The following is a 14738-nucleotide window of genomic DNA, read 5'->3' as shown; positions in this document are numbered from 1 at the left end:
CGTTTAATTTAAATATATAAGTCATAGCAATACGTAGAAACAGAAGAAGTTATAACAGACGTGAATCCCAAGAGGATAAACACCGTATAAATTCTAAAATTAGATCCGAAGAAGTAAGAGTTGTTGGAGACAACGTAGAGGTAGGAGTATATCCTATTAAGAAAGCGCTTTCCATGGCTGACGAGCAAGGTTTGGATCTGGTTGAGATTTCGCCAAATGCGAAGCCACCTGTTTGTAAGGTCATGGATTATAAAAAGTTTCTTTACGAACAAAAGAAACGAGAAAAAGCGTTAAAATCTAAAGCAACAAAAGTTGTTGTTAAAGAAATTCGTTTTGGTCCTAATACAGATGACCACGATTACGAATTTAAAAAGAAACATGCTATTAAGTTTTTAAAAGATGGTGCCAAATTGAAGGCATTTGTATTCTTTAAAGGACGATCTATAGTATTTAAAGAGCAAGGACAAATCTTATTATTAAGATTGGCACAAGATCTTGAAGAGTATGGTAAAGTAGAACAAATGCCAAAGCTTGAAGGTAAGCGAATGATTATGTTCATTGCTCCTAAAAAGAATAAGTAAAACCACCTACGCCTAGGCTTCGGTGGATGAAAATAAGCGAAACGTAAATTAAAACTAGGACAAAATGCCTAAAATGAAAACAAAATCGAGTGCTAAGAAACGTTTCAAACTAACTGGCACTGGTAAGATTAAAAGAAAGCACGCTTTTAAGAGTCATATATTGACAAAAAAATCTAAAAAGCGTAAGCTAAGATTGACTCATGATACTTTGGTGCACAAAGCAGATGAGGACAATATTAAAACAATGTTACGTTTAAAGTAACCCTGTTTTAATCGGTTAAAACAATTTATAAACCCTGGAGTTAGGCAAAATTATTTAGCAAGTACCAATTTTGGTCGCCTACTACAAAAAACAATTAAAGAAATGCCAAGATCAGTAAATTCAGTGGCGAAGAGAGCTAGAAGAAAAAAAGTTCTTAAGCAAGCAAAAGGATACTGGGGAAGACGTAAAAATGTCTGGACAGTAGCAAAAAATGCGGTTGACAAAGCGATGCAATACTCGTATAGAGACCGTAGAAACAAGAAAAGAACATTCCGTTCGTTATGGATAATGCGTATTAACGCTGGTGCAAGACAACATGGAATGAGCTATTCAAAATTTATGGGAGGATTAAAAGCTAACAATATCGATTTAAACCGTAAGGTTTTAGCCGATTTAGCAATGAACCACCCAGAAGCTTTTGAAGCTATAGTTAAAAAAGTTAAATAAGGCTTTTAGCCAAATTAATAACAACATTTCGCTTAATAAAAATCCGATTCTCACGAATCGGATTTTTTGTTTTTAATCTTTACTTCCCAAAGGCCGTAATCACTAAATGTCTTCTAGAAGCATTATTTCTATGCTCACATAGATAAACTCCTTGCCATATACCTAGGTTAAGCTTCCCATCTGTTATCGGAATTTGAACTGATGAGCCCATTAAAGATGCTTTTATGTGAGCAGGCATATCATCAGAGCCCTCAAGGGTGTGCTTGTAGTAGGGTTGATTTTCGGGCACTATTTTATTTATGTGACTTTCGAAATCTTGCCTAACTGTTGGATCAGCATTTTCATTTATAGTTAAACTTGCCGAAGTGTGCTTTATAAAGACTTGTAATTGACCAATAGAAATCTCCTTAATTTCAGGAATAGCGTTTAAGATTTCAGAGGTTATCAAATGAAATCCTCTGGGATGAGCTCTTAATATAATCTCTTTTTGAAAATATTTCATCTAAAATCTATTTAGATTCATCTGAAATTTCATCAATGGCAAGCTTGAATTCTTCCCAATCAACAAGTTCATCACCATCAGTATCATAGCCTTCTATAAGTTTTGAACTTACAATACCACGAATAAAACCACTTATTTCGGCTTGTTTCAATAGTCTTTTAATTTCGTCTTTTGATAGTTTTCCATCTCCATCCTTGTCAAAAAAAGCAAATGCTTCTTCTGGAGTGTCAAAATGATTAGTGATTAAAATTTGGATTTTATTTAGTATATCTTCTTTTCTTCCCATTTTAACTTAGATTAATTACCAGTTTAAAATACAAAAAACTTATATGATATCATGTTTTCTGCTTCTTCTTTTTAGCAGCTGGAAACAAAACATTGTTGAGTATTAATCGATAACCCGGCGAAGTTGGGTGTAGATCTAGTTCTGTTTTTGGATCTCCTACTCTATGGGTGTAATCTTCTGGGTCGTGACCTCCATAAAACGTAAAGAAACCTTTTCCTTTTATACCATGAATATATTTGGCTTCACCATTGGTTCTATTTTCACCCATAACCAAAACATTGGATTTTATTTGATCTCTTGTAAATGATGTTGTCTGTCCCATAAAACCCTTTACCAAAGATGTATGGTTTTGTGTCAACATGGTTGGAATAGGATCCCATTTAGCAGAATACTCCATCAAAGAAAAATAGTCTGTTTTGAATGGAATTTGACGCTTCTGTGTCATATCGATAGATGAAAACTCATAAACATTTGGGCTTCTTTCTAAAATATAATCCTTAAAAGCAAATGTTTTTGAATAGTCAATTTTATTTTGATAACCAGGATCGCTGCCATCTCCATCAAACATAGGTTCACAGATATCAACTCCTTCTGCAGATAGTGCAATATCAAAACTATCTGTTGCAGAGCACATGGCAAACATAAATCCACCACCAACAACATAATCCCTTATCTTCAATGCTACATCTAATTTGGCATCAGATACTTTATCGTATCCTAATTTTGTTGCCAAGGCTTCCGCAGCTTTCTTTTCTTCTATATACCAAGCGGCAGAACGATAGGTTCTGTAAAACTTTCCATATTGGCCGGTAAAATCTTCGTGATGTAAGTGTAACCAATCATAGAGCAATAATTCATCCTTTAGAACTTCTTCATCATAAATGGTTTCATAAGGGATCTCTGCATACGTCAAAACCATAGTTACGGCATCATCCCAAGGTTGTTTACCATAAGGAGTATAAACAGCAATCTTTGGTGCCTTCTCTAAAACTACAGCTTCTTGGTTTACGGCTGGGCTACTGATTTTATCTAAAATTTCAGCAGCTTTAGAATCTGAAATAACCTCAAATGAGACTCCTCTTATTTGGCATTCGCGTTGAATGATATCTGCATCTGGCAATAAAAACGATCCTCCTCTGTAATTGAGTAACCATTTCACCTTAAGCTCTCGCTCAAGCGTCCAATACGTAACACCATAAGCCTTTAAATGATTCTCTTGCGATTCGGCATCCATAGGAATAAGAATATAAGAAGCATATGCATTAAAGCTGAAGAAAAGGATAAATATTATTAAGGCTATTTTTTTCAAGTTCATAGATTTAGAACGAAATATAGTCAAATTTTAGTCTATCGCTATGTGATTTATAATTCTTTTAAGACCTATAAAGCATATCTCAGTAACTTATTATAGTGTGGCTGACTCTGGTTTAGAAGTTCATTAAGATGCTCTGGGAATGGTTTCTCTTTTGGTTTATACTTTTGAAATCCACTTGATTTGTGCACATTATGATACCAGAATTTAGCCCATAATCCATCTTCTTCTCGTTGTTGTGGCTGCCAAGACAACATGTTTTTATCAAAAGGTATTTTAGCAAAATCACATAACCTTTGAAGTGTTTTTCTAGGGTTTTCTAATACTTTTCTCGAATCTAACACCGTGAAAGGAATATCATGTTTTTTGAAATAGTCTAGTAATTCTATATGCAACTCATAACCTACATCATGAAGTGATGGATTATTAATAACCTTATCAAAAGAGGGCAACATGTCTTTTGGGTCTCTAGTTAAAATCACATTAACGGTTTCTTTCATAAAATCCCTATCCAAATCCAATAAATGATGCGTCATATGCTTAAAGAACAGCACTGGCTTTTCAGTATTGGTCAACATCATATTCACAACTTTATCTCCATCACTCTCCATGGTTTCTAGAATATCTTCTGCACCTGGATGATAACTATGTGCTTCAGGATGATGTCTTAAATAAAAAGCATAAAGTGGTTCATCAAATACTTTAGTATCTGATCGTTGCGCGAAAGAATACATTAAAGCTGTTGAAATATTGCGCGGCCCAGACCACAAACATATACGTTTTGTTTTAGCCATTCTTTACTGTATTTTCAATTAACGACTCGTAGAGTCCGCTAAGTCTTCTTGTCATTTCCCCATAACTCCCCTCACCTATTGGCCTACCATCAATTTTTGTCACTGGAGTTAAACCTCCAAAAGTTCCGGTTACAAACGCCTCATCAGCTCCGTACACATCAAATAATGAAAAGTCTTTTTCTTTACAAGGAATATTATTTGAGCTACAGACCTCAATAACTTTGGCTCTGGTAATACCATTCATACAATATTTACCGGTTGACGTCCAAACCTCACCATCTTTCACAATAAAAAAATTTGTGGCATTACAAGTAGAAACGAAACCATTAACATCTAACATCAATGCTTCGTCTGCACCAGCTTCTATGGCCTGAATCAACGCTTGCACTTCATGCAGTTTACTATGGCAATTTAATCTTGGGTCTAAATAATCTGGCGAACCTCTTCTGATTGTACTTGTAAATAAGCTAATTCCTTTTTCTTTTGAATCTTTGGATGCTTTTTTATACTCAGGAATTATGACCACATTAGGTCCTAAGATTGTTAACCTTGGATCTTGTGATGGTGTTTTTTTTATGCCTCTTGTAATCATTATTCTAACATGAACACCATCCGTCATGTTATTGGCATTTAAGGTTTTCCAAACTCTATTTGTCAGCTCTTCTTTTGTGAACGGTAACGACATCCCAACAGTCTTTGCTGATTGCCACAAACGTTTAAAATGATCTTCCAAGAAAACCAAAACACCATTATGTAATCGCAAGGCTTCCCAAACACCATCACCTACTAAATAACCACTATCAAACACAGATATCTTAGCTTCATTACGTTTAAAAAGTTCATCATTAATAGATATAAGAATAGAATCGTTTCTAGAATCTTCTTGAGCATTGTGAGTGCCGTGTACCATACCAGTAATTTTTAAAGTAGAAAGATACTTAAAATTACATTTTTACAGCAAAAAAACTATGATCCTATTCTAATGTAGTTTGCTTACCAGAAAGCAAACTAGCAATAATTTTAGTACTTGGAAATTGGTCTAGAATAATTTTGATGAATACAGTTATTGGTATCGCCATTATTAGTCCAGGAATTCCCCACAGAAAACCCCAAAACATAAGCATAACTAAAACAGCAATAACATTAATTGAAAACGATTTACCCATAAATATAGGTTCTAAAATGGCTCCAAAAGTTACTTGTACTAAAGTTATTGCCAGTACAAAAAAGAACAACGTACTTGTTGGGTCTAACTCTACAAAGGCAAAGATTGAAAGGAAAATCACAGATATAAATGAACCAACCATCTGCACAAAGTTTATGGCAAATGCAAATAGACCCCAAAAAATAGGGAAACTCACATCAAAAAATACACACATTAAACCCGTAAATAAGCCAGTTAGGGCACTTACTAATACTTTTACCTTAATAAATTTTATAAGATCTTTTTCAATCTTCATAAATGTTTTTACAGAAGTATATTTTTGCCTCAGCAATGTGTTGTTTAGAAGTTTATGAACATTTATTGATTCAGCCAACCATAGCACCACAAAAAACACGGTCATTAAAAGCATCGTTAAAAATGAATTTAAAAACCCAATTGTAGAGCCTAAATTTTCTTTTTGAAAAAATTGAGCCAGAGGGTTTTTATTGTCTTCAAATTCAATCCCAAAATTTTCAAAAGCATAAACTTTTAAATCACTTAATTTCTCCTCTGCCTTAGGAATGAACTCAGATTTTGTTGCTAATATTTCCTTACTAGATAATCTCACCAATTCAACTCCCAATTTTAAACCACCTGCAACCAAAAGCAAAACAATAATTATGCTAATAAATTTAGGTACGTTACGTCTGCCTAACCACCGCATTAATGGTAAAAACAATAACGCAATAAACATTGAGAATATTAATGGAATAAATATAAAGGAGAGTATTTTAAGTAGATAAAATACTAGTGGAATTACTATAATCAACAACAGAATATTTGTTGTGCGTCTCTGTTCTAACATGAGGCAATTTTCTTAAAATAGCGAAATGTAAAGATACGTCAAAAAAGAATTGTGAAACTTATAAAATGCTGTTAAAAAGGTACTCCGTCATCTTCAGGCCCATCAAAAGCGTCAGATGGGTTTGGTAAATTATCTGGTCTAAAAGTATCATCATTGGCTGCGGCATTCATTTTTGAATGGAATTCACCAAACGGTGTATCAAAATCATCGAGATTATCAAACTTACCTAAATGGCCAACAAACTTCAATCTTATATTGTCCAATCCACCATTTCTGTGCTTTGCCACAATAAATTCTCCTTGTCCTTCGGTTGGTGAGCGTTCTTCATCATCCCACTCATCAATTTTATAATATTCTGGTCTATAAATGAAGGACACAATATCCGCATCTTGCTCAATCGCACCAGATTCACGTAAATCCGATAACAACGGTCGTTTACTACCACCACGTGTTTCTACTGCACGAGATAACTGTGACAACGCAATAACCGGGACACTTAATTCCTTAGCCAAAGCCTTAAGGTTACGTGAGATAGTTGAAATCTCCTGCTCACGATTTCCCCCTTTTTGACTTCCACCAGCAGTCATTAATTGCAAGTAGTCAACCATAATGACTTTAATATCGTATTGTGATTTTAGCCTTCTCGCTTTAGCACGTAAGTCGAAAATAGATAATGATGGTGTATCATCAATAAACAGTGGTGCCTTTTCTAGGGTCTTAACTTTTACGTTAAGCTGTTCCCATTCATGCTTTTCTAATTTTCCTGTTCTTAGTTTTTCAGAAGATAAGCCTGTTTCACTAGAAATTAGCCTAGTAATTAATTGAACAGATGACATCTCTAAAGAGAAAAATGCTACAGCTTGATTAAAATCTACAGCAATATTCCTCGCCATAGTTAATGTTAAAGCGGTTTTACCCATACCAGGACGAGCAGCGATAATTATTAAATCTGAAGGTTGCCAGCCAGAGGTTAACTTATCAACTTTATCAAAACCTGTTGGAATTCCACTAAGACCTTCTTTATTAGAAATATCTTCAATCTTTTTCTTTGCCTGGATAACCAAACTCTGAGCTGTCTCTGTTGATTTTTTAACGTTACCTTGAGTAACTTCGTAAAGCTTGGCTTCTGCATTGTCCAACAAATCAAAAACATCTTTGGTTTCGTCGTAAGCCTCTTCAATAATTTCGTTGGAAATCTTAATTAAGCTTCTTTGAATATACTTTTGAAGGATAATACGTGCATGAAACTCAATATGAGCTGAAGATGACACACGTTGAGTCAAAGAAATGAGGTAAAAATCACCTCCAATTAAATCTAGTTTTTCATCTTTCTTTAATTGGCTCGAAACGGTTAATAAGTCGACAGGTTCACTATTTTCAAATAATTTGAAAATTGCTTCAAAGATGTGTTTATGGGCATCTTTGTAGAAAGACTCAGGACTTAAAATGTCAATTACTTCGTCAACACCTTTTTTGTCAATCATCATTGCCCCAAGCACAACTTCTTCTAAATCAATGGCTTGAGGTGGTATTTTACCCTTCTCTAAGCTGATGATAGTGCTTTTATCGACTTTATAGCCAGGTATTGGTTTTGGTTGTTTCATAAGGAACAAAAGTAGTTAAATAGTATCGACGAACTGCATACTAATCAATTTTCAATCTCAACAGGTCTTCAACAATCTAACTGTTAATAACTTAAATATATTGTTAATAGCGATAAAAAAAACCGAAGCTTAAACCTCAGTTTTTTTTAGTTGCCTATGTTTAGTGGATTTAGTCTTTATAGACTCCCATTTCATCATATTTTTCCATGCGTTGTTTCACCAATACTTTTGGTGATAAGTTTTTGAGCTCTTCATAAGATTTAACTATGGCATCTTTAACAGCTGAAAATGTTTTTTCTCTATTAGTATGAGCTCCACCAAGTGGTTCTTTAATAATTTGGTCCACAAGCTTCATGCGCTTCATATCCTTAGCAGTTAGTTTTAATGCATCAGCAGCTTGTTCTTTATATTCCCAACTTCTCCATAAAATAGAAGAACAAGACTCTGGTGAGATAACCGAGTACCATGTATTCTCTAACATCATTACCTTATCTCCTACTCCAATACCCAATGCACCACCTGAAGCTCCTTCTCCAATGATGACAGTAATGATTGGCACTTTAAGACGTGACATTTCTAGAATATTTCTTGCTATTGCTTCTCCTTGCCCTCGCTCTTCAGCTTCTAAACCAGGATAAGCACCAGGAGTATCTATTAAAGTCACAACAGGAATTCCAAATTTTTCGGCAGATTTCATTAAGCGCAAGGCTTTACGATAACCCTCTGGATTCGACATTCCGAAATTACGGTACTGTCTTGTTTTTGTGTTATAACCTTTTTGTTGTCCAATGAACATGTACGATTGATCTCCAATTTTTCCAAGACCACCAATCATGGCTTTGTCGTCCTTAACATTTCTATCTCCATGAAGTTCTAAAAATGTCTCTCCGCAGAGCGCTTTAATATGGTCTAATGTATAAGGTCTGTCTGGATGACGAGACAACTGAACACGTTGCCAAGCTGTGAGATTCTTATAAATTTCTTTTTTGGTCTCAGCTAGTTTTTTCTCAATCTGCTTACAGGTTTCGGTGACATCTACATCACTTTCCTCACCAATGATTTGACATTTAGATAGCTGTTCTTCTAGTTCTTTTATGGGTAATTCAAACTCTAAGTATTCCATACAATTTGAAATTGTTTTTTGTTTTAGTTAGTATGCAAATATAATAAGTTAATTGATAATTGTATTGGTTTTGGTTTTTCGCTTTTTGTAGTTTTTCAATACCGCATCCATAAGTACAGTTGCAATCACCAGAGTAGCACCTATATAAAACTGTGGTGACATTTTCTCAGTTTCGGGAAATAATATCAATGCCATAGCTATACCATAAACTGGTTCTAAATTATAGCTTAAAATTACAGTGTACGGACTAATATATCGCATTACTTCAACCGCTCCTATAAAAGCATATGCAGTACAGACTGATGCTAAAATGAAAATATAAATCCAATCCATTTGCGAAAGCGTAAAAAATTCAACGTTGAATTCCATACCTGACAAAAGGATAAATACCGTTAAAAAAAGTACACCACTTATAAACTCGTAAAACGAAATCACCGTAGCATTATAACGTTCAATAAACCGTCCATTAATGACCGCAAACAAGGTTGAAAACAATGCTGAAAGCAGACCTAAAACAATACCATTGATGTAGCCCATTTCACTACTAGTTATTAGAAATACACCTAAAATCACTATTAACCCGAATAAAATTTCATAACCCAAAATTCGTCTTTTGAAAAATATAGGCTCTATAAACGAAGCAAAAAATGCGCCCGAAGAAAACATAGCCAATGCAATGGATACATTAGCTTGATTAATGGCTTCAAAAAAAGTGATCCAATGTAGCGCTATAATGATACCCGCAGCAGAAAATTGCAAAAAGGTACGTTTAGTGATTTTAATGTTTAATCTGATGATTTTAATGTATAAGAACATCAAGATTCCGGCAATAGCCATTCTATACCAGACCAAAGCTAAAGCGCCAATAGTGATCAATTCACCTAAAATAGCTGTAAAACCAGCAATGAAAACCAGCAAGTGTAAATGAAGGTAATGCTTTAGTTTAGCGTTTGGCATTTTGCAGAAGGTATACTGCTAAAATACCAAATAATACATTAGGAAACCATACCGCGACAATTGCAGGGAAATTAGACTGTTCTGCCATAACACCAAAAATCTTATCAAAAAACACATAGATCATTGCTATGGCAATACCAAATGCCAAATTGACTCCCATGCCTCCACGACGTTTAACGGATGAAACCGCCACAGCTATAATGGTAAGAATAAATATGGAAACCGGTAAGCTCCATTTTTTGAGCAGAACAACCTCATAACGACCTATATTGGGTGAACCTCGTCTTTTCTCTGCTTCAATAAATTTTAACAGCTCTCCATAGGATTTGGTTTCAGCTGCATATTCAACAGGTGTTAAGTCTTCAAGTTCAAAAGGCAATTTTATATCTTTTCTTCTTTCCTTTTCTACAGTTTCTATTCCGTTTTCAAAGGATCTCTTCAGAAAAGATGTCAGTCTATATGCACTGTCTTTTTCTATATATCTAATATTATCAGCAAATATTTTATACTTCAACTCATTGCCCTCAAAATGTTCGTAAGTAAAATTCATACCCACTTTACGTTCAGGAATAAAATTACTTACATAGATATAATCATTATCATTGATTTGCTGATAAACATCTCTTGTCTTTTGTACTTGCTTATTTTTTTTTAAGTATTTGAATTTAAACTCATTAAAACCTTGACTTGCAATTGGTGCTAAATACATGCCCAAAACCAAAGCAAATCCTGCAACGATGGTGGCACCTATTAAGTATGGTCTTAAAAATCTAGAAAATGACACTCCAGAACTCAAAAAAGCAACAATCTCTGTATTATTGGCCAACTTAGACGTAAACCAAATCACGGATAAGAATAAGAACAGTGGAAATAACAGGTTAGCGAAGTAAACCGTAAAGTCTATATAGTAAGCGGTTACTTCACCAAAAGGGGCTTTGTTCTCTAAAATCTTACCTACTTTTTCAGCGAGATCTACCGTAATTCCTATAGGAATAAACAGCAGCAACATCATAAGAAATGTAAACAAGTAACGTTTTAATATGTACCAATCTAAGATTTTCAAGCCTTATAATCTTTTATCCATTTGTTTTACCATCTTGTCTTTCCAGACTCCAAAATCACCTTCTATAATATGTTTTCTCGCTTCTCTTACCAACCACAGATAAAAACCAAGATTATGAATAGTAGCTATTTGCATACCTAGCAACTCTTTAACCGTAAATAAATGCTTTAAATAGGCTTTACTATACTCGGTATCTACAAAAGTGATTCCCATTTCATCTATTGGCGAGAAATCATCTGCCCACTTTTTGTTTTTAATGTTAATGGTTCCATGAGCTGTAAACAACATACCGTTTCTGGCATTTCTTGTTGGCATCACACAATCAAACATATCTACACCTAACGCTATATTCTCTAATATATTGATTGGTGTACCGACTCCCATAAGATATCTTGGTTTATCTTCTGGTAAGATATCGCATACAACTTCGGTCATGGCATACATTTCTTCGGCTGGTTCGCCAACGGATAAGCCTCCTATGGCATTTCCTTCAGCTCCTGCATTAGCAATATATTCTGCAGACTGTTGTCTTAAATCTTTATAAGTACTTCCTTGAACTATTGGAAAAAACGTTTGTTCATAATCGTATTTGAACGGTGTCTTTTTTAAATGCGCTAAACAACGTTCTAGCCAACGATGCGTCATGTGCATAGAACGCTTGGCATAATTATAATCACAAGGATATGGTGTACACTCATCAAAAGCCATGATTATATCTGCTCCGATACTGCGTTGTACTTCCATTACATTTTCTGGAGTGAAAAAATGATAACTCCCATCGATGTGAGACCTAAACTTTACACCCTCTTCCTTAATTTTTCGGTTTGCAGATAATGAATACACTTGATAACCACCAGAATCCGTTAATATATTTCGATCCCAGTTCATGAACTTGTGTAGTCCACCAGCTTGTTCTAAAATTGGTGTTTGTGGTCTTAGATATAAATGATAAGTATTACCAAGAATAATATCTGGATTGATATCGTTCTTTAACTCGCGTTGATGTACTCCTTTAACAGAAGCTACCGTACCAACTGGCATAAAAATCGGAGTTTCAATTGTACCATGGTCTGTAGTTATAACTCCAGCTCTGGCCTTTGTGTCTTTATCTTTTGCTAAGCGTTTAAAATTCATTAAAATTATGTCTGCTGGCAAATATAAATAACTCAAATGCATTCATGTCTTAATAAAATTTAAAATTGTTAGCAAATCCTCAAAATCGTTAATAAGTGAAAGCAATCCGTTTTTGTAAGAGGTTTATAAAAAACTATTTTTGCACCATCAATTTAAGCAACTCAATATGCCAAACATTCAGCAATTAGAAGATTTAACTACTCAAGTTCGTAGAGATATTTTACGTATGGTACATAAAGTAAATTCTGGGCATCCAGGAGGTTCACTTGGTTGTGCCGAATTTTTTGTTTCGCTTTATAACGAAATTATGGAAACCAAGGACGGTTTTGATATGGACGGTATTGGAGAAGATCTATTCTTTCTGTCCAACGGTCATATCTCACCAGTTTTTTATAGCGTTTTAGCAAGAGCTGGATATTTTCCAGTAGAAGAACTCAATACGTTTAGGTTAATAGATTCTCGTTTACAGGGTCACCCAACCACTCACGAAGGCTTACCAGGTGTCCGTGTAGCCTCTGGTTCTTTAGGACAAGGAATGTCTGTGGCTATTGGTGCTGCTGAAACTAAAAAATTAAATAACGATAAACATTTAGTTTACAGTTTGCATGGTGATGGTGAGTTACAGGAAGGACAGAATTGGGAAGCTATAATGTATGCTGCCGGAAACAAAATAGATAATTTGATTTCTACTATAGATGTCAATGGTCAACAAATTGACGGAGCCACTCATAACGTTTTGCCTTTAGGAAATTTAAGAGCAAAATTTGAAGCGTTTGGATGGACTGTTTTAGAAATAAAAAATGGTAACGATATTGAAGCCATTCTAAAAGGCATGGCTGAAGCTAAAGCACTGACCGGAAAAGGAAAACCTGTTTGTGTTCTGTTACAAACCGTAATGGGTAATGGTGTGGATTTTATGATGCATACACATGCTTGGCATGGTAAAGCACCAAATGACGAACAACTAGAAATAGGCTTAGCGCAAAATCCTGAAACTTTAGGAGATTACTAAATGAAGAAGATAATAATAGTTTTTGCCCTTTTCGCAATAGGCCTTTCGTTTTCACAAGAAGCCAATAAAAGCTATTATTTTGATATTGTAACAACATCTTATATAAAAGATTATTCCAATAACGTTGAGGGAAAAAGAATTCGTTTTCAAAATAAAGAAGACGATTCTTACAGCATGTATATCATGATAACAGACTCATCGAAGGATGCAACTTTATCAGACACCAAGAATAGAACTTTAATTAAGTTCGACATGGATTTTGAATATCAATCCGTTGAAGATTTAAATAAATTAGATAATTCAAAATTATATTCTAGCATAAAATATTCTAAAAGCAGAAGATATAAAAATTATGTTGAAGATTTTGATTTTGAAAGAGATTCTATTAGCGAAAAAACTATCGTTCACATTATAAAATATAAGAACAAGAAAAGAAAGAAAATCATTTCAGAACATTATTACATCTTCGGTAAAAACGACGGATATAATAAAAACAATCCAACATTGATGAAGGATTACATTTTTGAAAAATATAACTTAAAGATTGCTGAAAACAAACATCTAGAAAAAATCATACACCTTGACAAAGGAAAGATTTCACTTGAGACGAGCAATTTTGTTTCTGAAACAATTGATTTCAACTTTGAATTTACACCACTGAAAATATCTAATCAAAAATATTAATGAAAACATATACAAACACAGGAAATAAAGATACACGCTCTGGCTTTGGAGCTGGTTTAACAGAATTGGGCAAAACCAATGAAAATGTTGTCGCACTCTGTGCAGATTTAACGGGTTCGTTAAAAATGGATGAGTTTAAAGCTAATCATCCAGAACGTTTTTTTCAGGTTGGTATTGCAGAAGCTAATATGATAGGTATTGCAGCCGGAATGACCATTGGAGGTAAAATTCCGTTTACTGGAACTTTTGCTAACTTCTCAACAGGTAGAGTTTATGACCAGATAAGACAAAGTGTTGCTTACTCAGATAAAAATGTAAAAATATGTGCGTCTCATGCTGGTGTAACTCTTGGTGAGGATGGAGCAACCCACCAAATTCTTGAAGATATTGGCTTAATGAAGATGCTTCCTGGGATGACAGTAATCAACACCTGTGATTATAACCAAACAAAAGCGGCAACTTTAGCCATAGCAAAACATCATGGTCCTGTTTACTTAAGATTTGGAAGACCTAAAGTGGCTAACTTCACTCCAGAGAATGGTGATTTTGAAATAGGAAAGGCTGTAAAACTTACCGACGGAAACGATGTTACCATAGTGGCAACAGGTCATTTAGTTTGGGAAGCTCTAGAAGCAGCAAAAGCATTACACGAAGAAGGTATTGGTGCTGAAGTTATCAATATCCACACTATTAAGCCTTTAGACGACAAAGCCATTTTAGATTCTGTTTCTAAAACAGGCTGCGTAGTAACTGCGGAGGAACACAACTATCTAGGTGGTCTAGGAGAGAGTGTTGCCAGGGTTTTGGCATTGCACCAACCAACACCTCAAGAGTTTGTTGCTACAAACGATACATTTGGTGAATCTGGTACTCCAGCTCAACTCATGGATAAATATGGTTTGAATAGTTCTGCCATAGAGAAAGCGGTAAAAAAAGTTTTAAAAAGAAAATAACTTCATCTTGGCAAC

Annotated in this window: 17 protein-coding genes; 6 read left to right on the top strand and 11 right to left on the bottom strand. The window is 34.6% G+C overall.

The window, feature by feature from the left end; all coding sequences use genetic code 11:
* Window positions 1–29 precede the first annotated feature (29 nt).
* The 3 genes from infC (at window position 30) to rplT (ending at window position 1290) form a co-directional block, all read left to right on the top strand.
* Window positions 30–581 carry a translation initiation factor IF-3 gene (gene infC, locus ACQ65V_RS10620; protein WP_162306979.1) on the top strand — a complete coding sequence of 184 codons (552 nt, stop codon included), beginning with the start codon at window positions 30–32 and terminating at the stop codon, window positions 579–581.
* Between the two features lie 64 nt (window positions 582–645).
* Complete coding sequence (gene rpmI / locus ACQ65V_RS10615) at window positions 646–843, top strand: 50S ribosomal protein L35 (RefSeq protein ID WP_155089831.1); 198 nt, start codon at window positions 646–648, stop codon at window positions 841–843.
* Between the two features lie 102 nt (window positions 844–945).
* Entirely contained in the window at window positions 946–1290 is a 345-nt protein-coding gene (gene rplT / locus ACQ65V_RS10610) for a 50S ribosomal protein L20 (protein WP_155089830.1), read from the top strand.
* A 79-nt stretch (window positions 1291–1369) separates the two neighbouring features.
* Here the strand turns inward: rplT and ACQ65V_RS10605 are convergent, their stop codons facing one another.
* The 11 genes from ACQ65V_RS10605 to tgt form a co-directional block, all read right to left on the bottom strand.
* On the bottom strand, window positions 1370–1792 hold the full coding sequence (locus ACQ65V_RS10605) for a secondary thiamine-phosphate synthase enzyme YjbQ (RefSeq protein WP_273291184.1): 423 nt from the start codon (window positions 1790–1792) through the stop codon (window positions 1370–1372).
* Between the two features lie 7 nt (window positions 1793–1799).
* A complete protein-coding gene (locus ACQ65V_RS10600; RefSeq protein ID WP_155089828.1) occupies window positions 1800–2078 on the bottom strand; it encodes an EF-hand domain-containing protein in 279 nt (92 codons plus the stop codon).
* Window positions 2079–2127: 49 nt separating this feature from the next.
* Window positions 2128–3312, bottom strand: coding sequence for an asparagine synthetase B (locus ACQ65V_RS10595; RefSeq protein WP_155089846.1), 1185 nt, complete (start codon window positions 3310–3312; stop codon window positions 2128–2130).
* 146 nt (window positions 3313–3458) lie between these two features.
* A complete protein-coding gene (locus ACQ65V_RS10590) occupies window positions 3459–4184 on the bottom strand; it encodes a sulfotransferase family protein (protein ID WP_430467869.1) in 726 nt (241 codons plus the stop codon).
* A complete protein-coding gene (locus ACQ65V_RS10585) occupies window positions 4177–5094 on the bottom strand; it encodes an aminotransferase class IV (protein ID WP_430467868.1) in 918 nt (305 codons plus the stop codon). The genes ACQ65V_RS10590 and ACQ65V_RS10585 overlap by 8 nt, the downstream gene beginning before the upstream one ends.
* A 64-nt stretch (window positions 5095–5158) precedes the next feature.
* A complete protein-coding gene (locus ACQ65V_RS10580) occupies window positions 5159–6193 on the bottom strand; it encodes an AI-2E family transporter (RefSeq protein WP_273291193.1) in 1035 nt (344 codons plus the stop codon).
* Window positions 6194–6264: 71 nt separating this feature from the next.
* Entirely contained in the window at window positions 6265–7797 is a 1533-nt protein-coding gene (gene dnaB, locus ACQ65V_RS10575) for a replicative DNA helicase (RefSeq protein ID WP_155089824.1), read from the bottom strand.
* Between the two features lie 169 nt (window positions 7798–7966).
* Entirely contained in the window at window positions 7967–8920 is a 954-nt protein-coding gene (locus ACQ65V_RS10570; RefSeq protein WP_430467867.1) for an acetyl-CoA carboxylase carboxyltransferase subunit alpha, read from the bottom strand.
* Between the two features lie 48 nt (window positions 8921–8968).
* Window positions 8969–9877: a DMT family transporter gene (locus ACQ65V_RS10565; RefSeq protein WP_430467866.1), complete on the bottom strand. Its 909-nt coding sequence runs from the start codon at window positions 9875–9877 to the stop codon at window positions 8969–8971.
* The gene (locus ACQ65V_RS10560; protein WP_430468627.1) at window positions 9864–10886 is read right to left on the bottom strand and encodes an LptF/LptG family permease; all 1023 of its coding nucleotides are present in this window, start codon (window positions 10884–10886) and stop codon (window positions 9864–9866) included. Before ACQ65V_RS10560 ends, ACQ65V_RS10565 begins: the two co-directional genes overlap by 14 nt.
* Before the next feature lie 57 nt (window positions 10887–10943).
* The gene (gene tgt, locus ACQ65V_RS10555; RefSeq protein ID WP_430467865.1) at window positions 10944–12074 is read right to left on the bottom strand and encodes a tRNA guanosine(34) transglycosylase Tgt; all 1131 of its coding nucleotides are present in this window, start codon (window positions 12072–12074) and stop codon (window positions 10944–10946) included.
* Between the two features lie 166 nt (window positions 12075–12240).
* On the opposite strand from tgt, the gene ACQ65V_RS10550 reads away from it, so the two are divergent.
* The 3 genes from ACQ65V_RS10550 to ACQ65V_RS10540 are packed head-to-tail and all read left to right on the top strand — an operon-like array spanning window position 12241 to window position 14723.
* Window positions 12241–13086: a transketolase gene (locus ACQ65V_RS10550; RefSeq protein ID WP_430467864.1), complete on the top strand. Its 846-nt coding sequence runs from the start codon at window positions 12241–12243 to the stop codon at window positions 13084–13086.
* Window positions 13087–13770: a hypothetical protein gene (locus ACQ65V_RS10545; protein WP_430467863.1), complete on the top strand. Its 684-nt coding sequence runs from the start codon at window positions 13087–13089 to the stop codon at window positions 13768–13770. It abuts the gene before it with no gap.
* On the top strand, window positions 13770–14723 hold the full coding sequence (locus ACQ65V_RS10540) for a transketolase family protein (protein WP_430467862.1): 954 nt from the start codon (window positions 13770–13772) through the stop codon (window positions 14721–14723). The genes ACQ65V_RS10545 and ACQ65V_RS10540 overlap by 1 nt, the downstream gene beginning before the upstream one ends.
* The last annotated feature ends 15 nt before the right edge of the window (window positions 14724–14738 follow it).

Source organism: Winogradskyella ouciana, assembly GCF_965284585.1.
Taxonomy (GTDB): domain Bacteria; phylum Bacteroidota; class Bacteroidia; order Flavobacteriales; family Flavobacteriaceae; genus Winogradskyella; species Winogradskyella ouciana.
Note: the sequence above shows the minus strand (reverse complement) of the source record. Positions and strands in the feature narration are given on the sequence as shown.